Genomic DNA, 18,427 nt, shown 5'->3' on the forward strand with positions numbered 1-18,427 from the left:
GGCAGGACCCCCATGACCGGACTCTGCGCGGGACGCGTCGTCGCCGTCACCGGAGCGGGCCGCGGACTCGGGCGCGCCCACGCGCTCGCCTTCGCGGCGGAAGGAGCCAGGGTCGTCGTCAACGACCTCGGCGTCGGACTCGACGGCACGGGCGGGGGCGCGGGCCCCGCCCAGGAGGTCGTCGACGAGATCACGGCGGCGGGCGGCGAGGCCGTCACCCACGGCGGCGACATCGCCACGACCGAGGGCGCGGCCTCGCTGATCGCCGCCGCCGTCGACGGCTTCGGCCGCCTCGACACGCTCGTCAACAACGCGGGGTTCCTCCGCGACCGGATGCTCGTCAACCTCGGCGAGGACGACTGGGACGCCGTCATGCGCGTCCACCTCAAGGGCCACTTCCTCCCGCTGCGGCACGCGGCGGCGTACTGGCGCGCCGAGTCCAAGGCCGGGCGCACCCCCCGGGCCCGGGTGATCAACACCAGCTCGGGAGCGGGGCTGCTCGGCAGCGTGGGCCAGGGCAACTACGCCGCCGCCAAGGCCGGGATCGTCGGCCTCACGCTCGTCGCGGCGGCGGAGATGGGACGGTACGGGGTCCAGGTCAACGCGATCGCCCCCGCGGCGCGGACCCGGATGACCGAAGGGGCCTTCGCCGAGGCGATGGCCGCGCCCGAGGGCGCCGGGTTCGACGCCATGGCGCCCGGGAACGTCTCGCCGCTCGTCGTCTGGCTCGGCTCCGACGCGGCGGCGGGGGTGACGGGGCGGGTCTTCGAGACGGAGGGCGGCCGCATCACGGTCATGGAGGGCTGGCGGCCGGGGCCCACGGCCGACAAGCGTGCCCGCTGGAGCCCGGCGGAAGCGGGCGAGACCGCCCTCAAGCTCCTCGCCGCCGCCGAACCACCGCACCCGGTGTACGGCGCGAACTGACACGCCCGCCGCGTCGGCCCGGGCCCGGGCCGACCCGGCGACGGGTTTCCCGGTCAGTGGGAGCGGGGGCTCACGGGGGTGCGGGGCGCGGGCCTAGCTTCGTCGGACACAGCCCCGAGCGTCCCAGGAGGAACCGTCATGCTCACGGACCGTCAGCGACACGAGGCGGCCGAGCTGCTGCGCTCCGCCGAACACGGCGTCGTGCCGATCGCCCCGCTGAGCGAGGCGTATCCCGGGATCGACGCCGAGGACGCGTACGAGATCCAGCTCGTGAACATCCGGCACCGGCTCGCCGCCGGCGCCGAGGTGCGCGGTCACAAGGTCGGGCTCTCCTCGCCCGTCATGCAGCGGATGATGGGGGTGGACGAGCCCGACTACGGGCATCTGCTCCAGGACATGGAGTTCGGCCCCGGCGAGGCCGTGCCCACGCACCGGTACTGCCGGCCGCGCGTCGAGGTCGAGATCGGGTTCGTCCTCGGGGACGACCTGCCGGGGGAGGACTGCACCCCCGCCGACGTGCTCGCCGCGACCGAGCGGGTCGTGCCCGCCCTGGAGCTCATCGACAGCCGCATCCGCGACTGGCGGATCACGATCGCCGACACCATCGCCGACAACGCCTCCTCCGCCGGATTCGTCATCGGCGAGGGCCGGTCCCCGCGCGGGCTCGACCTGAAGGCGGTCGAGGCACGGCTCGACCGTGACGGCGAGCGGCTCGCCGAGGGCCGCGGGGACGCCGTGCTCGGCGACCCGGCCCGTTCGGTGGCCTGGCTCGCCCGGACCGTCGCCCGCTTCGGCGTGCCCCTGAAGAAGGGGCACGTGGTGCTGCCCGGTTCGTGCACGCGCGCCGTCGACGTCGTCCCGGGCGCGACCTTCACCGCCGACTTCACCGGGCTGGGCCCGGTCTCCCTCTCCTTCACCTGAGGTGATGATGACCCGCAAGACCAAGGCGACCGCCGCCATCGTCGGCTCCGGCAACATCGGCACCGACCTCCTGTACAAGCTGCTCCGCTCCGAGCTCGTCGAGCCCCGCTGGATGGTCGGGGTCGACCCCGACAGCGACGGTCTCGCCCGGGCCCGCGGACTGGGGCTGGAGACCACCCACGAGGGCGTCGACGCGCTGCTCGGCCAGGACGAGAGGCCCGACCTCGTCTTCGAGGCCACCAGCGCCTACGTGCACCGCGCCAACGCCCCCCGCTACGCCGAGCTCGGCATCCGGGCGATCGACCTGACGCCGGCCGCCGTCGGCCCGGCCGTCGTCCCGCCCGCCAACCTCCGCGCCCACCTCGACCGGCCCAACGTCAACATGATCACCTGCGGCGGCCAGGCCACCATCCCCATGGTGTACGCGGTCTCCCGCGTCGTCCCGGTCGCGTACGCCGAGATCGTCGCCTCGGTCGCCTCCGTCTCGGCAGGACCCGGAACCCGCGCCAACATCGACGAGTTCACCCGCACCACCGCCCGCGGCATCGAGACCATCGGCGGCGCCGCGCGCGGCAAGGCGATCATCATCCTCAACCCCGCCGACCCGCCCGTGATCATGCGCGACACGGTGTTCTGCGCGATCCCCGAGGACGCCGACCGCGCCGCCATCGCGCTCTCCGTGAAGGAGGTCGCCGAGCAGGTCGCCTCGTACGTCCCCGGCTACCGGCTGCGCGGCGAGCCTCAGTTCGACGACCCGAGCCCCGAGAACGGCGGCATGGCGCGCGTCGCGATCTTCCTGGAGGTCGAGGGCGCGGGCGACTACCTGCCGCCGTACGCCGGAAACCTCGACATCATGACCGCCGCCGCCACGAAGGTCGGCGAGGAGTTCGCCCGGGCGCTCCTCGCCCCCGGCGCCTAAGGAGCCCCTGCCATGTCCCACACCCCGTACTCGGACGCGCTCGACATCCGGATCACCGACTCCTCGCTGCGCGACGGCTCGCACGCCAAGCGCCACCAGTTCACCGTCGCCGACGTGCGGTCCGTCGTCGCCGCCCTCGACGACGCCGGCGTCCCCGTCATCGAGGTGACGCACGGCGACGGGCTCGGCGGCTCCTCGTTCACCTACGGCTTCTCGAAGACCCCCGAGCAGGAGCTCATCAGGGCCGCCGTGGAGACCGCCCGGCGGGCCACCATCGCCTTCCTCATGCTGCCCGGGCTCGGCGTCAAGGACGACATCCGTGCCGCCCGCGACAGCGGCGCGGGCATCTGCCGGATCGCCACCCACTGCACCGAGGCCGACATCGCGGTCCAGCACTTCGGACTCGCCCGCGAGCTCGGCCTGGAGACCGTCGGCTTCCTGATGATGGCCCACTCCACGAGCCCGGAGAACCTCGCCCGGCAGGCGCGGATCATGGCCGACGCCGGCTGCCAGTGCGTGTACGTCGTCGACTCCGCCGGCGCCATGGTCATGGACGACGTCACCGACCGCGTCCAGGCCCTCGTCGCCGAGCTGGGCGGCGACGCCCAGGTCGGCTTCCACGGCCACGAGAACCTCGCCCTCGGCACCGGCAACTCCGTCGCCGCCGTCAAGGCCGGCGCCCTCCAGATCGACGGCTCCACCCGCCGGCTCGGCGCCGGCGCCGGCAACACCGCCGTCGAGGCCTTCGTCGCCGTCTGCGCCAAGATGGGCATCCGCACCGGCATCGACGTCCTGAAGATCATCGACGCGGCCGAGGACGTCGTCCGCCCCGTCATGGACGAGGAGTGCCGCCTCGACCGGCTCGCCCTCCTCATGGGTCACGCGGGCGTCTACTCCAGCTTCCTCAAGCACGCCTACCGGCAGGCCGAGCGGTACGGCGTCCCGGGCGCCGAGATCCTCCTGAAGGCCGGCGAACGGCGCCTGGTCGGCGGCCAGGAGGACCAGCTCATCGACATCGCCCTCGAACTCGCCGCCGCCCGGAACTGAACCCACCACACCCGAGGAGAACGTGATGACTGCTCTCGACGACGAGGCCCGGGTCATCGAAGCCGGCCGCCCGCCCACCCGCTTCGCCCGCGGCTGGCACTGCCTCGGCCTCGCCGACGCCTTCAAGGACGGCGCGCCCCACGAGATCGAGGCCTTCGGCACCAAGCTCGTGGTCTTCCAGGGCGAGGACGACGGCGCGCTCCACGTCCTCAACGCCTACTGTCCCCACATGGGCGGCAACCTCGCCCACGGCACCGTCAAGGGCGACGCCGTCGCCTGCCCCTTCCACGACTGGCGCTGGTCGGGCGACGGCCGCTGCGCCGGCATCCCGTACGCCCGCCGCGTTCCGCCCCGCGCCCGCACCCGCAGCTGGCTGACCCTGGAGCGCAACCGGCAGCTCTTCGTCTGGCACGACCCCGAGGGCAACCCGCCGCCCCCCGAGGTCACCGTCCCCGAGATCGCCGGGATCCACGGCCCCGACGCCGGCGAGTGGAGCGACTGGAACTGGAAGACGCTGCGCGTCGAGGGCGCCAACTGCCGCGAGATCGTCGACAACGTCGTCGATATGGCGCACTTCTACTACGTCCACTACGCCTTCCCCGAGTACTTCAAGAACGTCTTCGAGGGCCACGTCGCCACCCAGTACATGGAGAGCAGCCCCCGCGGCGACATGGAGCTCGGCACCCTCAGCTCCGGCAACCTCCGCTCCGACGCCTCCTACTACGGCCCCTCCTACATGATCGACCACCTCTACAGCGACGTCGGCGGCGGCCTGGAGCTGGAGATCGTCCTCATCAACTGCCACTACCCGGTGGACGCCGACAGCTTCGTGCTCCAGTACGGCGCCATCGTCAGGCGGCTCCCCGGCATGACCGACGAGCAGGCCGCCGAGGCCGCCGCGGCGACCGCCGAGGGCGCCACCGTCGGTTTCGAGCAGGACGTCGAGATCTGGCGGAACAAGACCCGCATCGACAACCCCCTGCTCACCGAGGAGGACGGCCCCGTCTACCAACTGCGGCGCTGGTACGAGCAGTTCTACGTCGACGCCGCCGACGTCAAGGACGAGATGACCCGGCGCTTCGAGTTCGAGATCGACACCCAGCGGGCCAACACCGCCTGGCGCGCCGAGGTCGACGAGAACCTCGCCCGCCGCGCGGCGGCCGCGACGGAAGCCGGAGCCCCCTGACATGCGACCGGTCCAGTGCCCGGCCTGCGGAAACCAGGTCCTCTGCGAGAAGTTCTCCCCGGCCCACACCTCCGTGCAGTGGACCGCCGACGCGGCCGTCGCCTGCGCCGAGTTCCGCGAACAGGCCGGCCGGGGCGCGAGCAGCGCCCGGATACGGACCTGCCGGTCGCTGCGGGCCGGCATCGAGCGGGCGGTCGCCGACGGCACCCTGGAGGTCGGCGATGTCCGTGTCGACGTCTGAGCCGGCGGCGGCCCCCGCCGGGAGCCGTACCCACCGGCTGCGGATCGTCGAGGTCGTCACCGAGACGCCCGACGCCCGCAGCCTGGTCCTGCGGCCCGCCCCGGAGAGCGCGGCCCGCTTCGCCCACCGGCCGGGACAGTTCCTCACCCTGAGGCTGCCCGGACCGGACGGCGTCCCCGTCGCCCGCTGCTACTCGCTGGCGAGCTCGCCGCACACCGGCGAACCCCTGAAGGTCACCGTCAAGCGGGTCGCCGGCGGGTACGGCTCCAACTGGGTCTGCGACCACCTGGCCGCGGGCGACGAGCTGGAGGCGCTGCCCCCGGCCGGCACCTTCACCCCGGACTCCCTCGACGAGGACCTGCTGCTCGTCGCCGGCGGCAGCGGCATCACCCCGGTCCTCTCCATCGCCAAGTCCGTCCTCGCGGCGGGCCGCGGCCGGATCACGCTGCTGTACGCCAACCGCGACGAGCGCTCGGTCATCTTCCGCGACGAGCTGCGCGCCCTGACCGCCGCCCACCCCGGACGGCTCCTGGTCGTCCACTGGCTGGAGACGCTCCAGGGCCTGCCGGCCCCGGACCGGCTCGCCGCCGCGCTCGCGCCGTACGCCGGCCGCGAGGCCTTCGTCTGCGGCCCCGGCCCGCTCATGGACGCCGTCGAGCAGGCGCTGCGCACCCTCGGCGCACCGGGCGACCGCATCCACCGCGAGCGGTTCTTCTCCCTCTCCGGGGACGTCTTCGGCGCGCCCGGCCCGGAGACGGCGGCCGAGGGGGAGGGCGCCGCCGTGACCGTGGACCTCGACGGCGAGACCCGTACGGTCCCCTGGCCGCCGGGCGCGCCGCTGCTCGACGCGCTCCTCGCGGCCGGGGTGGACGCCCCGTACTCCTGCCGCGAGGGCGCGTGCAGCGCCTGCACCTGCCGGGTCGTCACCGGCGAGGTGCGGATGGCCCGCAACGAGGTCCTGGACGACCGGGACGTCGCCGACGGCTACGTCCTCGCCTGCCAGGCCCTGCCGCTCACCGACCGCGTCGGGATCACGTACAGCTGACCGGCCCGGACCCCGACCCTCCCGAGGAGCCTCCCCATGCCCCGTACGTACCTGGTCACCGGCGCCGCGTCCGGCATCGGCGCGGCCGCCACCGCCCTCCTCCGGGAGCAGGGCCACACGGTCCTCACCGCGGACCTGGAGGGCGGCGACATCGCCGCCGACCTGTCCGCCCCGGCGGGCCGGGCCGCCCTCGCGGCCCGCGCCCGCGAGCTCACCGGCGGCCGGCTCGACGCCGTCGTCGCCTGCGCGGGCGTCGCCCGCTTCGACCCGGTCACGATCCGCGTCAACCACTTCGGCGCCGTGGCCACCCTGGAGGGCCTGCGCCCGCTCCTCGCCGCCGGCACCCACCCGAGGGCCCTGGTCGTCGGCTCCGTCGACGCCGTGCACCCCACCGACCCGGAGATCCTGGCGGCGGCCGACGCGGACGACGAGGCCGCCGCGGTGACCGCCGCCCAGGCCGCCGCCGACCGGGGCGAGGGACACCTCGTCTACTCCTCCTCCAAGGCGGCGGTCTCCCGCTGGGTCCGCCGCGCCGCCCCCGAGCCCGCCTGGGCCGGCGCGGGCATCCCGCTCAACGCCGTCGCCCCGGGCGTGGTCCTCACCCCGCTGACCCGGCCCCTCCTCGACGACCCCGTCACCCGGGCCCTCGTCGAACGGGCCGTCCCCATGCCGCTGCACGGCCACTCCCGGCCCGAGCAGCTCGTCCCGCTGATCGCCTGGCTCACCTCGCCCGAGAACACCCTCGTCACCGGACAGGTCGTCTTCGCGGACGGCGGCGCCGACGCCGTCCTGCGCGGCGACCGCACCTGGTGACGCCGGACCCCGCCCCCGGAGGCCCCGATGCGCCCGCGCACCCTCGAACGCTCCCTCGTCATCGCCGCGGACCCGGAGGCCGTGTGGGCGATCGCCGGCGGCTTCGCCGGCCTCGCCGACTGGCACCCGCACCTTCCGCCGGCCGGCCTGGAGGACGGCGCCGACCCCGAAGTGCCGGGCGCCGTCCGGGTCTTCGCCGTGGACGGCGCGGTCGTGGCCCGCGAGCTGCTGCTCGCCCACGAACCCGCCGCGCGCCGCTACCGCTACACGCTCCTCGAACCGCTCGCGCTGCCCGTGGACGAGTACGTCGCCACCCTCGCCGTCCATCCGCACCCCGACGGCGCCGAGGTCCGCTGGTCCGCCGCCTACCGGGCCACGGACGAGGTGGCGGCCCAGGTCGAGGCCCGGTTCGGCGACGGCGTCTACGCCACCGGCCTGCGGGCCCTGGCGGAACGGCTCACATCCACTCGCTGAACCGCAGCCAGGTCATCATGTTGTCCATCGACGGCTGCGGCACCCCGGGCGCCGCGGCCGCCGCCGGCGGCTGCGCGCGCTGCTCGGCCAGCCGGCCGGGGCCGAACATGGACTGCCACACCGCGCGGGCGCAGCCGCGCACCACCGGCGCGATCCGTTCCATCTCCCGGTGGACGCCGTGACCGCAGACCGAGACCGCCGCGACGGCCCGGCCCGCGCCGCGCAGCGGGGCCGCGACGCAGAAGACGCCCCGGAACCCCTCCTCCTGGTCGAAGGCGACCCCGCGCTCGCGGACCAGGGCCAGCTCGGCGCGGAAGGGGTCGGGGCGGGTGATCGTCCGCGGCGTGCGGGGCCGCAGCCCGCCGCGTATCACCTGCTCCACCACGGCTGCGTCGCTGAACGCCAGGATCGCCTTGCCGGACGCGGTGCAGTACGCGGGCTGCCGGCCGCCCGTCCGCGACGGCACCGCGGAGTCGTCGGAGCCGCCGATGCGCTCCAGATAGACCACCTCGGGGCCGTCGAGGACGGTGAGGTGCACCAGATGGCCGGTCGCCTCGTGCAGGGCGTGCAGATGCGGCAGGGCGGCCCGGCGCAGCCGGTTGTGGTGCGAGGCCATCGCGCCGAGCTCCAGCATGCCCATGCCCAGCCGGTAGTCGCGGCCCTCCCGCTCCAGCCAGCGCAGCTGCACCAGCTGGTCCAGGATGCGGTGGGCGGAGGAGCGCCGGATCCCCGACCGCTGCACGACCTCGGTGAGCGTCAGGCGCGGTCCGCCGCTCTGGAACGCGGCGAGCACCTTCGCCGCCTTCTCCAGCAGCGACAGCGGAGCGGCCGCGGCCTCGGCCCCGGTCAGCTCGGCGGCATGGGTCGTCATCGACACCTCCCCCACGGACGGCGCGACGGGCGAGAGCCCAGCCGCGTCCGTAATCTCCGGTATTGCGTGGAGAGTGCCAGAGGGGTCGGGATCCGGGAAGGGGGTGTTCCGTCTCGGAACGGTAACGCGTAGGTTGCCTCGGGTCACCCCGGAGGATGCCATGATCCGGGCCCGGATCCGAGAGGCACCCCATGCGCGACCACGACGTCCTCACCGCCGTCCGCGCCCTCGCCCCCGCCCTGCGCGAGCGCGCCGCCGGGACCGAGGAGCTGCGCCGGGTGCCCGAGGCCTCCCTGGCCGCACTGGACGACGCCGGCTTCCTCCGGCTGCTGCGCCCCCGGGCGCACGGCGGACTCGCCGCCGCCCCCGACGTCTTCCACGCCGCCGTCCACGAGATCGCCCGGGCCTGCGGCTCCACCGGCTGGACGGCCGCCCTCCTCGGCGTCCACCCCTGGTACGTCGCCCAGCTCGACCCCCGCGCCCAGCAGGACGTCTGGGGCGCGGACCCCACCGCCCCGATCTGCTCCTCGCACGCCCCCACCGGCACCGTCACCCCGGTCGACGGCGGCCACCGGCTCTCCGGCCGCTGGCACCACGCCGCAGGCGCCGACCACGCCCGCTGGGCCCTGCTCGGCGGCCTCGTCGCCGACGCCGAAGGCCGCCCCCAGGACATGCGCACCTTCCTCGTGCCCCGGACCGACTACCGGGTGGACGACGTGTGGGACACCGTCGGGCTGCGCGGCACCGGCGCCAACGACATCGTCGTCGACGACGCGTTCGTCCCCGCCCACCGCTCCCTCGGCTACGGCCCCGTCACCGCGCTCCGCTGCCCCGGCCACGAGACGAACCCCGAACCCGTCTACCGGCTGCCGTACGCCGCCCTCTTCACCACCACCATCTCCACCGTCATGGTCGGCATCGCCGAGGGCGCCTACGAGCACCACGTCGACTCCGCCCGCGCCCACCCCGCCCTCGCACCCGGGCGGCGCGCCGCCGAGGACCCCTTCGCCCAGGTCCGCATCGCCCGCGCCGCCGGGGAGATCGACGCCGCCCGCCTCCAGCTCGCCCGCACCACCGCCGAGCTGTACGCGACGGCCGTGGCCGGCGGCGAACCCACCCGCGCGCTGCGCGCCCGCGCCCGCCGCGACCAGGCCCTCGCCACCGAACGCGCCCTCACCGCCGTCGACCTGCTCCGCGAGAACACCGGCGGCAGCCCCCTGCGCGGCGGCGACGACGTCCTCGACCGGGCCTGGCGCGACCTCCACACCGGACGCGGCCAGGCCGCCAACGACGTCGAGCGGGCCCTCCTCCTCTTCGGCCGGGACGCCGTCGGCCTCGACGTCCACGACCCCATGCTCTGACCGCGGGCGCCGCGCGTCCCGGCCTCCGCGACCGCCTTCCCGCTCAGTGGGAGCGACGCGTTCTCCCGGCCGTACGGCTCGCCGTACCGTCCTGGCATTCCCCCACCACGACCCGAAAGGGGATGCCCCATGGCCGACGACGTCCTGGCAGCCGTCCGCGACCTCGCACCCGTGCTGCGCGAACGCGCCGCCGAGGCCGAGGAGTCGCGCCGCGTGCCCGACGCCTCCGTCAAGGAACTGGAGGACACCGGCTTCTTCCAGCTGCTCCAGCCGAAGGCCTTCGGCGGCGCCGCCGCCGATCCGGTCGTCTTCTACACGGCCGTCAAGGAGATCGCCAAGGCCTGCGGGTCGACCGGCTGGGTCGCCTCCGTGGTCGGCGTCCACCCCTGGCACGTCGCCCTCTTCGACCCCCGCGCCCAGCAGGAGGTCTGGGGCACCGACCCCAGGACCCGCATCGCCTCCTCGTACGCCCCCACCGGCAAGGCCGCCGCCGTCGACGGCGGGTTCCGGCTCTCCGGCCGCTGGCACTTCTCCTCCGGCTGCGACCACGCCCGCTGGGCCCTCCTCGGCTGCCTCGTCACCGACGCCGAGGGCAACCCGGTCGACATGCGCACCTTCCTCGTGCCCCGCGCCGAGTACCGCGTCGACGACGTCTGGGACACCGTCGGCCTGCGCGGCACCGGCAGCAACGACGTCGTCGTCGACGACGTCTTCGTCCCCGACCACCGGGCCCTCAGCTTCGGCCCCGTCACCGCCCTCGACGTGCCCGGCCACGCGCTCAACCCCGAGCCCGTCTACCGGCTGCCGTACGCCGGCGTCTTCACCACCACCATCGCCACCCCGATCGTCGGCATCGCCGAGGGCGCCTACGAGGCCTACACCGAGGCCACCCGGAAGCGGTTCCGCGTCTCCTACGGCCAGCAGGTCGCCGAGGACCCCTTCGCCCAGGTCCGCATCGCCCGCGCCGCCGGCGACATCGACGCCGCCTGGCTCCAGCTCTCCCGCAACATCGGCGCCATGTACGCCCTCGCCGAGCGCGGCGAGGAGATCCCCATGGAGCTGCGCACCCGCACCCGCCGCGACCAGGTGCTCGCCACCGAACGCTCGGTGGCCGCGGTCGACCTGCTCATGGAGAACGCCGGCGGCAACGCCATGCGCACCGGCACCCACGCCGTCCAGCGCGCCTGGCGCGACGCCCACACCGGGCGCGGCCACGCCGCCAACGACCCCGAGCGCGCCCTCGTCATGTACGGGCAGTGCGCCCTCGGCATCGACATCCAAGACACCATGGCCTGAGAGGCAGCCGCAGATGACCGAGCTCACCCACGCCTCCACCTCCCGCACCGCCAAGGCCGCCGGCCTCACCCTCCACTACCACGAGGCCGGTCCCGCCGACCGGCCCGACGCCCCCGTCGTGATCATGCTGCACGGCGGCGGGCCCGGCGCCTCCGGCTGGAGCAACTTCGGCGGCAACCTCCCCTTCTTCGCCAGGGAGTTCCGCACCCTCCTCGTCGACCAGCCGTGCTTCGGCCGCTCGGACAAGCCCGAGCCCGACCGCGACTACTTCAGCTACAGCGCCCGTGCCGTCACCGCCCTCATGGACGAACTCGGCATCGAGCGCGCCCACTTCGTCGGCAACTCGCTCGGCGGCGGCACCGCCGTCCGGATCGCCCTCGACCACCCGGACAGGGCCGGCAAGCTCCTCCTGATGGGTCCCGGCGGCGTCTCCGTCAACCTCTTCGCACCCGACCCGACCGAGGGCATCAAGCGGCTCTTCGCGTTCAACGCCTCGCCCGAGCCCACCCGGGAGCAGCTCCGCGCCTTCCTCGGCGCCATGGCGTACGACCCCGCGATCGTCACCGACGAACTCGTCGAGGAACGCTGGGCCTCCGCCACCGACCCGGACACCCGGCTCGGCAGCGCCCGCATGGGGGCCTCCTTCGCGAACCCCGCCTGGGCCGAGGCCACCATGCTCTGGCGCGAGGCCCACCGGATCACCCAGCCGGTGCTCCTCACCTGGGGCCGCGAGGACCGCGTCAACCCCCTCGACGGCGCGCTCGTCGCCCTCAAGACCATCCCCGACGCGCGCCTGCACGTCTTCCCGCACTGCGGCCACTGGGCCCAGACCGAGCGGGCCGACGAGTTCAACCGCCTCGCCGTCGACTTCTTCTCCCACTGAGACCCACCGCGAACCTTCACCGAAGAGGTGCACACCATGGACATCCGCGCTCTCGGCTACCTGCGCCTGGAGACCACCCGCCTCGACGAGTGGCGCCGCTACACCCTCGACATCCTCGGCATGGCGGAAGCCCCCGGCTCCACCGACACCACCCTCCTGCTGCGCCTCGACGACCGCGCCCACCGCATCGCCCTCCAGGCCGGCGAGAGCGACCGGCTCCTCGCCGCCGGCTGGGAGGTGGCGAACGCCACCGCCCTCGCCGAGGCCGCCGCCGCACTGGAGGCGGCCGGAGTCGCCGTCAAGACCGCCGACGCCGCCGAACTCGACGAACGCCGCGTCCAGGGCCTGCTCCACGTCACCGACCCCTGCGGCAACCCGCTGGAGCTCTACTGGGGCCAGGCCCAGGACCACACCCCGCTCGCCACCCCCTACGGCAACCGCTTCGTCACCGGCGACCTCGGCCTCGGCCACGTCGTCCTGCCCGCCCCCGACATCGAGGCCGCCCTCGGCTTCTACGAGGACCTCCTCGGCTTCCAGCTCCGCGACTCCATGAAACTGCCGCCGCAGGCCGTGCCCACCGCCGCCGAGCAGCGCGACTTCCACTGGATGCACTTCCTCAGCCCCAACCGCCGCCACCACAGCCTCGGCCTCTACCCCGGTGCCCTGCCGCCAGGCATCGTCCACTTCATGGTGGAGCTGGAGACCCTCGACGACGTCGGCCTCGGCCTCGACCGCATGCAGGCCGCCGGCATCCCCATCGCCTCCAGCCTCGGCCGGCACACCAACGACCGCATGGTCTCCTTCTACGCCCAGGCCCCCGGCGGCTTCCAGGTCGAGTACGGCTGGGACGGCCTGGTCGTCGACCCGGCCACCTGGGTCGCCAAGGAGATCACCGCCGACAGCGTCTGGGGCCACCAGTGGAACGGCTGATCGACCCGGCGCGCTTCCGGGACGTCCTCGGCCGCTTCGCCAGCGGCATCACGGTGGTGGCCGCCCAGGACGACGGCGAACCCGTCGGCTTCGCCTGCCAGTCCTTCGCCTCGCTCTCCCTCGACCCCCCGCTGGTGATGCTCGCCGTCGGGCGTTCCTCCACCAGCTGGCCGAGGATCCGGCGGGCCGGCCGCTTCTGCGTCAACGTCCTCGCCGAGGACCAGCGCACCACCTGCGCCGCCCTCGGCCGCGGCGGCGCCGACAAGTTCGCCGGCGTGCCCTGGCGGGCCGGCGACCACGGCACCGTCCGGATCGACGGCGCCCTCGCCCACATCGAGTGCGAGCTGCACGAGGTGTACGAGGCCGGCGACCACCACCTCGTCACCGCCCACGTCGTCGCCCTCGACGCCGGCGAGGACGGCAGGCCACTGCTCTACTACCGCAGCCGCTACGCCGTGGGGGCCTTCTGATGCCCCTCGACCCCGAGAAGGCGAAGGCCGCCCCGCCGGTGCGGACCGAGGTCTCCTGGGACTCCCACGCCGTGCGCCTCTACCACCTGGCGCTCGGCGCGGGCGTCCCCGAGACCGACCCGCGCGAACTGCGCTACGTGTACGAGGGCCACGAGGACGGCCTGCGGCCCCTGCCCACCTTCGGCGTCGTCGCCGGCGGCACCGGAGGCGTCGGCTTCCAGGTCTTCGACCACCCGGGGATCGACATCGACCTGGCCGCCGTCCTCCACGGCGGCCAGGAGATCACCGTCCACCGCCCCCTGCCCGCCGCCGCCCGCGCCACCGCCGTCACCCGCGTGACCGACGTGTACGACAAGGGGCGGGCCGCCGTCCTCGTCCAGGAGTCCACCCTCCTCGGCGAGGACGGCGCGCCCCTCCTCACCCAGCGCAACGAGATCTTCGTCCGCGGCGAGGGCGGCTTCGGCGGCGACCGCGGCCCCTCCCGCCGCCCGCCCGCCCCCGAACGGGCGCCCGACCTGGTCGTCGAGCTCCCCACCCTCCGCCAGCAGGCCCTGCTCTACCGGCTCACCGGCGACTGGAACCCGCTGCACGCCGACCCGGCGACCGCCCGCGAGGCCGGCTACGACCGGCCGGTCCTGCACGGACTGTGCACCTTCGGCATGGCCGTCAAGGCCGTCACCGACCGGCTGTACGACGGCGACGCCGCCGCGGTCACCGGCTGCCGCACCCGCTTCGCCGGGGTCTTCTTCCCCGGCGAGACGCTCCGGCTGCGGATCTGGCACACCGACGACGGCCCTCTGCTGACCGCCACCGCCGCGGACCGCGACGACGCGCCCGTCCTCACCGACGCCCTCGTCACGGGCCGCTGACCCACCCCTCGAAGGAGCAAGCGTTGGACACCACGTGGGACCACACCTACGACGTGGTCGTGGTCGGCTCCGGCTCCGCCGGCCTCGCCGCCGCGCTCACCGCCCGGCTGCGCGGACTGACCGCCCTCGTCGTCGAGAAGACCGACGCCTACGGCGGCTCGACCGCCCTGTCCGGCGGCGCCATCTGGGTGCCGAACAACTTCCACCTCGACGAGGCCGGGCTCGGCGACACCCCCGAGAAGGCCCGCGCCTACCTCGACGCCACCGTCGGCGACCGCGTCACCGGCGACCGCAAGGACGCGTACCTCGCCCACGGGCCGCGCATGGTCCGGGAGTTCCACGACCGGACCGACGTCCGCTTCATGTACACCCCCGGCTACTCCGACTACTACCCGGAGCGCCTCGGCGGCTACCCGCAGGGCCGCTCCATCGAACCGCGGGTCTTCGACTTCGGCAGGCTCGCCCCCGAGCGCCGCGCCACCATGCGCCGCGCCGGCCTCCCCACGTACGGCCTCACCATCACCTCCAAGGACTTCCGCGACCTCAACATGGTCGGCCGCACCTGGGCGGGCCGGCGCACGGCGGTCAAGGTCGGCGCCCGGGCCGCGAAGGCCCTGCTCACCCGCCGGAAGCCGCTCTCCCTCGGCGAGGCCCTGATCGCCCGCATGCGGTACTCCCTGGACCGGCTCGGCGGCGACCTCTGGCTCTCCGCGCCGATGACCGCGCTGGTCGAGGAGGACGGCCGGGTCACCGGCATCCGGATCCGCAAGGACGGCCGCGACCTCGCCGTCCGGGCCACCGGCGGCGTGGTCCTCGCCTCCGGGGGCTTCTCCCACGACCAGGCCCTGCGCGAGAAGCACCTCCCCGGCCCCACCTCCACCCACTGGAGCGCCGCCGCCGAGGGCCAGACCGGCGACGCCCTGGAACCCGCCCTCGCGCTCGGCGCCGCCGTCGACCTCATGGACAAGGTGTGGGGCGCCCCCACCGTCGTACCCCCCGACGCCAAGCCGTTCTTCCTCGTCGCCGACCGGGGCATCCCCGGCATGGTGATCGTCGACTCGGCGGGGGAGCGGTACGCCAACGAGGCCGCGCCCTACCACGAGTTCGTCGACGCCATGTACGCGCACCAGGCGCGCGGCGGCGCCACCGCCGTACCGTCCTGGCTGATCCTCGACGCCACCGCGAAGTCCCGCTACCTCTTCATGGGACTCTTCCCCGGCCAGGCCTTCCCCCGGCCGTGGCGGGAGAGCGGCTTCGTCAAGCAGGCCGCGACCGTCGAGGAGCTCGCCGGTCTCATCGGCGCCGCCCCGGAGCGGCTGCGCGCCACGGTGGACCGCTTCAACGGCTTCGCACGGGCGGGCAGGGACGAGGACTTCCACCGGGGCGACAGCGTCTACGACCGCTACTACGGCGACCCGACCCTGCCCAACCCCAACCTGGCGCCGCTGGAGAAGGGCCCCTTCCACGCGATCCCGGTGCACCCCGGCGACATCGGCACCAAGGGCGGCCTCCTCACCGACGCCACCGCCCGGGTGCTGCGCGAGGACGGCACCGCCATCCCCGGCCTGTACGCCTCCGGCAACGTCTCCTCCGCCGTCATGGGCGAGACCTACCCGGGGCCCGGCGCCACCATCGGCCCCGCCATGACCTTCAGCTGGCTCGCCGTCAACGCCATCGCCGAGGCCCGCGCGTGACCGCCCCCGCCCCCGTCCCGCCCCCGGACGCGGTGCTGCGCGACCGCGCGGTGATCGTCACCGGCGGGGCCCGGGGACTCGGCGCGGCGGCCGCCCACGCGGCCGCCGCGGCCGGCGCCCGCGTCCTGCTCACCGACCTCCTGGAGGAGGAGGGCCGCGCGGTCGCCGGGCGGATCGGCGACCGCGCCCGCTTCCTCCGCCACGACGTCACCTCCGAGGACGACTGGCGGGCGGTCGTGGCGCACGCGACCGCCGCCTTCGGGCGGGTCGACGGCCTGGTCAACAACGCCGGGATCTCGGGCGGCTCGCACGCCGTGACGGAGCAGACCGCGGCGGACTTCCGCCGGGTCGTCGACATCGACCTCACCGGTGTCTTCCTCGGCCTGCGGACCGTCGTCCCGGCGCTGCGCGGGAACGGCGGCGGCTCGATCGTCAACGTCTCCTCCGCCGCCGGCCTCATGGGCCTGGCCGGAACCGCCGGATACGGGGCGGCGAAGTGGGGCGTCCGCGGCCTCACCAAGATCGCCGCCGTGGAGCTCGCCGCCGACCGCGTCCGGGTCAACTCCGTCCACCCCGGCATGATCCACACCCCGATGACCGCCCACCTCGGCATCCCCGACGGCGAGGGCGGCTACCCGGACACCCCCATGGGACGCGTCGGCGCACCCCGGGAGATCGCCGACGCGGTCGTCTTCCTGCTCTCCGCCGCCGCCGCGTACGTCACCGGGGCCGAACTGGCCGTCGACGGCGGCTGGACCGCAGGACCCGCCCCCAGGAACCCCCGACAGGAGGACCGCTGATGCCCGTCGACCTGACCGGCAAGGTCGCGCTGATCACCGGCGCCGCGCGCGGCATGGGCGAGGCCGAGGCCCGCCTCTTCACCGCGCTCGGCGCCCGCGTCGTCCTCACCGACGTGCGCGAGGCCGAGGGCGAGGAGACCGCCGCCTCGCTCGGCCCCGCCGCCCGCTTCGTCCCCCACGACGTCACCGACGAGGCCTCCTGGAACACCGCCGTGGCCGCCGCCCTCGACGCCCACGGCCGCCTCGACGTCCTCGTCAACAACGCCGCGATCTACTCCACGTCCCCCATCGAGGACGAGGACCCGGCCCGCCTCGACGCCCTCCTCCGGGTCAACCTCGTCGGACCCTTCCTCGGCATCCGCGCCGCCGCTCCGGCGCTGCGCGCGAGCGGCGGCGGATCCATCGTCAACATCTCCTCGCAGGCCGGCCTCCAGGGCATCTGGGGCCACGGCGCCTACGGCGCCGCCAAGTGGGGGCTGCGCGGACTGACGAAGACCGCCGCCCTCGAACTCGGCCCGGACGCCATCCGCGTCAACTCCGTCCACCCCGGCGCCATCGCCACCGCCATGACCGCCCACCTCGGCACCGGCTCCCACCCCGCCGCGCCCCTCGGACGGGTGGGACGGCCGGACGAGGTCGCCCGGCTCGTCGCCTTCCTCGCCTCCGACGACTCCTCGTACCTCACCGGGGCCGAACTCGCCGTGGACGGCGGCGCGTCGGCCGGCCGGATGCCCCTCCTGACCGCGAAGGAGACCGACGCGTGACCCTCCCGGAGCCCGAGGTCCGGGCCCTCATCGACCTGGCCGCCGCGCAGTTCCCGCCGCTGGGCACCACCATGACCGACATCGCCGAGGTGCGTGCCTTCTTCGCCGCCCGCCCCCGGCCCGCGGTCCCGCCGCTCCCGGTCGCCCGGGTCACCGACGCGGACGCCGACGGCGTGCCCGTCCGCGTCTACGAGCCCGACGACCGCCCGGACGCGCCCGTGATCCTCTTCTGCCACGGCGGCGGCTTCGTCCTCTGCGACCTCGACAGCCACGACGCCTTCTGCCGGGCCCTCGCCGGCGCCACCGGCGCCACCGTCGTCGCGGCCGACTACCGGCGCGCCCCCGAGCACCCCTTCCCCGCCGCCCCCGAGGACGCCTACACCGCACTCCTGTGGACCGCCAGGACCCGCCCCGGGCGGCGGATCGCCGTCGCCGGGGACAGCGCGGGCGCCCACCTCGCCACGGTCACCGCCCTGCTCGCCCGGGACCGCGGCGGTCCCCGCCTCGCCTTCCAGGCGCTCTACTACCCGATGCTGGACCCCACCCGCTCGCGCCCCTCGCACCGGGAGAACGCCCAGGGGTACTTCCTCACCGCCGACCACCTGCGCTGGTACTGGGACGCCTACCTCCCCGACCCCGCCGACCGCGTCCACCCCCACGCCGCGCCGCTCGCCCACGCCGACCTCGCGGGCCTGCCGCCCGCGCACGTCGTCACCGCCGGCCTCGACCCGCTGCGCGACGAGGGGATCGCCTACGCCGAGGCGCTCGCCGCCGCCGGGGTGCCCGTGGAGACCCACCACTACCCGGGCATGTTCCACGGCTTCCTCTCCATGGCGGGCGCCCTGCCCGAGGGCGCCGCGGCCCGGGAGACGGCGTTCGCGGTCCTGCGCGCCGCGCTCGACGCCTCCCGGGCCTAGAG

20 protein-coding genes are annotated in these 18,427 nt (G+C 74.8%); 19 read left to right on the top strand and 1 reads right to left on the bottom strand.

Features of this window, described 5'->3' with window-relative positions; all coding sequences use genetic code 11:
• The first annotated feature begins 12 nt into the window (after positions 1-12).
• The 9 genes from ABZ621_RS26965 (at position 13) to ABZ621_RS27005 (ending at position 7,570) form a co-directional block, all read left to right on the top strand.
• Complete coding sequence (locus ABZ621_RS26965; RefSeq protein ID WP_360608874.1) at positions 13-924, top strand: SDR family oxidoreductase; 912 nt, start codon at positions 13-15, stop codon at positions 922-924.
• Between the two features lie 138 nt (positions 925-1,062).
• Entirely contained in the window at positions 1,063-1,845 is a 783-nt protein-coding gene (locus ABZ621_RS26970) for a 2-keto-4-pentenoate hydratase (RefSeq protein WP_360608876.1), read from the top strand.
• Positions 1,846-1,852: 7 nt separating this feature from the next.
• The gene (locus ABZ621_RS26975; protein ID WP_360608983.1) at positions 1,853-2,764 is read left to right on the top strand and encodes an acetaldehyde dehydrogenase (acetylating); all 912 of its coding nucleotides are present in this window, start codon (positions 1,853-1,855) and stop codon (positions 2,762-2,764) included.
• A gap of 12 nt (positions 2,765-2,776) precedes the next feature.
• Positions 2,777-3,811, top strand: coding sequence for a 4-hydroxy-2-oxovalerate aldolase (gene dmpG / locus ABZ621_RS26980; RefSeq protein WP_360608878.1), 1,035 nt, complete (start codon positions 2,777-2,779; stop codon positions 3,809-3,811).
• A gap of 25 nt (positions 3,812-3,836) precedes the next feature.
• Positions 3,837-4,997, top strand: a complete 1,161-nt coding sequence (locus ABZ621_RS26985) for a Rieske 2Fe-2S domain-containing protein (protein ID WP_360608880.1) — start codon at positions 3,837-3,839, stop codon at positions 4,995-4,997.
• 1 nt (position 4,998) lies between these two features.
• Positions 4,999-5,238 (top strand): hypothetical protein, encoded by a 240-nt coding sequence (locus tag ABZ621_RS26990; protein ID WP_360608882.1) that lies wholly within the window; start codon positions 4,999-5,001, stop codon positions 5,236-5,238.
• Positions 5,225-6,283: a ferredoxin--NADP reductase gene (locus ABZ621_RS26995; RefSeq protein ID WP_360608884.1), complete on the top strand. Its 1,059-nt coding sequence runs from the start codon at positions 5,225-5,227 to the stop codon at positions 6,281-6,283. The genes ABZ621_RS26990 and ABZ621_RS26995 overlap by 14 nt, the downstream gene beginning before the upstream one ends.
• 36 nt (positions 6,284-6,319) lie before the next feature.
• Positions 6,320-7,096: an SDR family oxidoreductase gene (locus tag ABZ621_RS27000; protein ID WP_360608886.1), complete on the top strand. Its 777-nt coding sequence runs from the start codon at positions 6,320-6,322 to the stop codon at positions 7,094-7,096.
• Positions 7,097-7,123: 27 nt separating this feature from the next.
• Positions 7,124-7,570 (top strand): SRPBCC family protein, encoded by a 447-nt coding sequence (locus ABZ621_RS27005; RefSeq protein ID WP_360608888.1) that lies wholly within the window; start codon positions 7,124-7,126, stop codon positions 7,568-7,570.
• Here the strand turns inward: ABZ621_RS27005 and ABZ621_RS27010 are convergent.
• Positions 7,554-8,441 (bottom strand): IclR family transcriptional regulator, encoded by an 888-nt coding sequence (locus ABZ621_RS27010; protein WP_360608890.1) that lies wholly within the window; start codon positions 8,439-8,441, stop codon positions 7,554-7,556. The two genes, ABZ621_RS27005 and ABZ621_RS27010, sit on opposite strands and share 17 nt — an antisense overlap.
• Before the next feature lie 191 nt (positions 8,442-8,632).
• On the opposite strand from ABZ621_RS27010, the gene hsaA (ABZ621_RS27015) reads away from it, so the two are divergent.
• The 10 genes from hsaA (ABZ621_RS27015) to ABZ621_RS27060 all read left to right on the top strand — a co-directional run bounded on the left by hsaA (ABZ621_RS27015) (position 8,633) and on the right by ABZ621_RS27060 (position 18,425).
• Positions 8,633-9,802, top strand: coding sequence for a 3-hydroxy-9,10-secoandrosta-1,3,5(10)-triene-9,17-dione monooxygenase oxygenase subunit (gene hsaA / locus ABZ621_RS27015; RefSeq protein WP_360608892.1), 1,170 nt, complete (start codon positions 8,633-8,635; stop codon positions 9,800-9,802).
• 129 nt (positions 9,803-9,931) lie between these two features.
• Positions 9,932-11,098: a 3-hydroxy-9,10-secoandrosta-1,3,5(10)-triene-9,17-dione monooxygenase oxygenase subunit gene (hsaA, locus tag ABZ621_RS27020; protein ID WP_360608894.1), complete on the top strand. Its 1,167-nt coding sequence runs from the start codon at positions 9,932-9,934 to the stop codon at positions 11,096-11,098.
• A gap of 13 nt (positions 11,099-11,111) precedes the next feature.
• Positions 11,112-11,981: a 4,5:9,10-diseco-3-hydroxy-5,9,17-trioxoandrosta-1(10),2-diene-4-oate hydrolase gene (gene hsaD, locus ABZ621_RS27025; RefSeq protein ID WP_360608896.1), complete on the top strand. Its 870-nt coding sequence runs from the start codon at positions 11,112-11,114 to the stop codon at positions 11,979-11,981.
• Positions 11,982-12,017: 36 nt separating this feature from the next.
• Positions 12,018-12,911, top strand: a complete 894-nt coding sequence (locus ABZ621_RS27030; RefSeq protein ID WP_360608898.1) for a VOC family protein — start codon at positions 12,018-12,020, stop codon at positions 12,909-12,911.
• Positions 12,899-13,381, top strand: a complete 483-nt coding sequence (locus ABZ621_RS27035; protein WP_360608900.1) for a flavin reductase family protein — start codon at positions 12,899-12,901, stop codon at positions 13,379-13,381. Before ABZ621_RS27030 ends, ABZ621_RS27035 begins: the two co-directional genes overlap by 13 nt.
• A complete protein-coding gene (locus ABZ621_RS27040) occupies positions 13,381-14,250 on the top strand; it encodes a MaoC/PaaZ C-terminal domain-containing protein (RefSeq protein WP_360608902.1) in 870 nt (289 codons plus the stop codon). Before ABZ621_RS27035 ends, ABZ621_RS27040 begins: the two co-directional genes overlap by 1 nt.
• A 23-nt stretch (positions 14,251-14,273) precedes the next feature.
• Positions 14,274-15,944: an FAD-dependent oxidoreductase gene (locus ABZ621_RS27045; protein ID WP_360608904.1), complete on the top strand. Its 1,671-nt coding sequence runs from the start codon at positions 14,274-14,276 to the stop codon at positions 15,942-15,944.
• Positions 15,941-16,744 (top strand): glucose 1-dehydrogenase, encoded by an 804-nt coding sequence (locus ABZ621_RS27050; protein ID WP_360608906.1) that lies wholly within the window; start codon positions 15,941-15,943, stop codon positions 16,742-16,744. The genes ABZ621_RS27045 and ABZ621_RS27050 overlap by 4 nt, the downstream gene beginning before the upstream one ends.
• Positions 16,744-17,508 carry a glucose 1-dehydrogenase gene (locus ABZ621_RS27055; RefSeq protein ID WP_360608908.1) on the top strand — a complete coding sequence of 255 codons (765 nt, stop codon included), beginning with the start codon at positions 16,744-16,746 and terminating at the stop codon, positions 17,506-17,508. Before ABZ621_RS27050 ends, ABZ621_RS27055 begins: the two co-directional genes overlap by 1 nt.
• On the top strand, positions 17,505-18,425 hold the full coding sequence (locus ABZ621_RS27060) for an alpha/beta hydrolase (protein WP_360608909.1): 921 nt from the start codon (positions 17,505-17,507) through the stop codon (positions 18,423-18,425). The genes ABZ621_RS27055 and ABZ621_RS27060 overlap by 4 nt, the downstream gene beginning before the upstream one ends.
• The last annotated feature ends 2 nt before the right edge of the window (positions 18,426-18,427 follow it).

This window comes from Streptomyces sp. NPDC007863 (genome assembly GCF_040633895.1).
Lineage (GTDB): Bacteria > Actinomycetota > Actinomycetes > Streptomycetales > Streptomycetaceae > Streptomyces.

Coding starts and splice junctions, on each gene's coding strand:
- ABZ621_RS26990 (WP_360608882.1), top strand. CDS start 4,999: ATGCGACCGGTCCAGTGCCCGGCCTGCGGAAACCAGGTCCTCTGCGAG.
- ABZ621_RS27040 (WP_360608902.1), top strand. CDS start 13,381: ATGCCCCTCGACCCCGAGAAGGCGAAGGCCGCCCCGCCGGTGCGGACC.
- ABZ621_RS27005 (WP_360608888.1), top strand. CDS start 7,124: ATGCGCCCGCGCACCCTCGAACGCTCCCTCGTCATCGCCGCGGACCCG.
- ABZ621_RS26965 (WP_360608874.1), top strand. CDS start 13: ATGACCGGACTCTGCGCGGGACGCGTCGTCGCCGTCACCGGAGCGGGC.
- ABZ621_RS27000 (WP_360608886.1), top strand. CDS start 6,320: ATGCCCCGTACGTACCTGGTCACCGGCGCCGCGTCCGGCATCGGCGCG.
- hsaA (WP_360608892.1), top strand. CDS start 8,633: ATGCGCGACCACGACGTCCTCACCGCCGTCCGCGCCCTCGCCCCCGCC.
- hsaD (WP_360608896.1), top strand. CDS start 11,112: ATGACCGAGCTCACCCACGCCTCCACCTCCCGCACCGCCAAGGCCGCC.
- ABZ621_RS26975 (WP_360608983.1), top strand. CDS start 1,853: ATGACCCGCAAGACCAAGGCGACCGCCGCCATCGTCGGCTCCGGCAAC.
- ABZ621_RS27010 (WP_360608890.1), bottom strand. CDS start 8,441: ATGACGACCCATGCCGCCGAGCTGACCGGGGCCGAGGCCGCGGCCGCT.
- dmpG (WP_360608878.1), top strand. CDS start 2,777: ATGTCCCACACCCCGTACTCGGACGCGCTCGACATCCGGATCACCGAC.
- hsaA (WP_360608894.1), top strand. CDS start 9,932: ATGGCCGACGACGTCCTGGCAGCCGTCCGCGACCTCGCACCCGTGCTG.
- ABZ621_RS27030 (WP_360608898.1), top strand. CDS start 12,018: ATGGACATCCGCGCTCTCGGCTACCTGCGCCTGGAGACCACCCGCCTC.
- ABZ621_RS26970 (WP_360608876.1), top strand. CDS start 1,063: ATGCTCACGGACCGTCAGCGACACGAGGCGGCCGAGCTGCTGCGCTCC.
- ABZ621_RS26985 (WP_360608880.1), top strand. CDS start 3,837: ATGACTGCTCTCGACGACGAGGCCCGGGTCATCGAAGCCGGCCGCCCG.
- ABZ621_RS27055 (WP_360608908.1), top strand. CDS start 16,744: ATGCCCGTCGACCTGACCGGCAAGGTCGCGCTGATCACCGGCGCCGCG.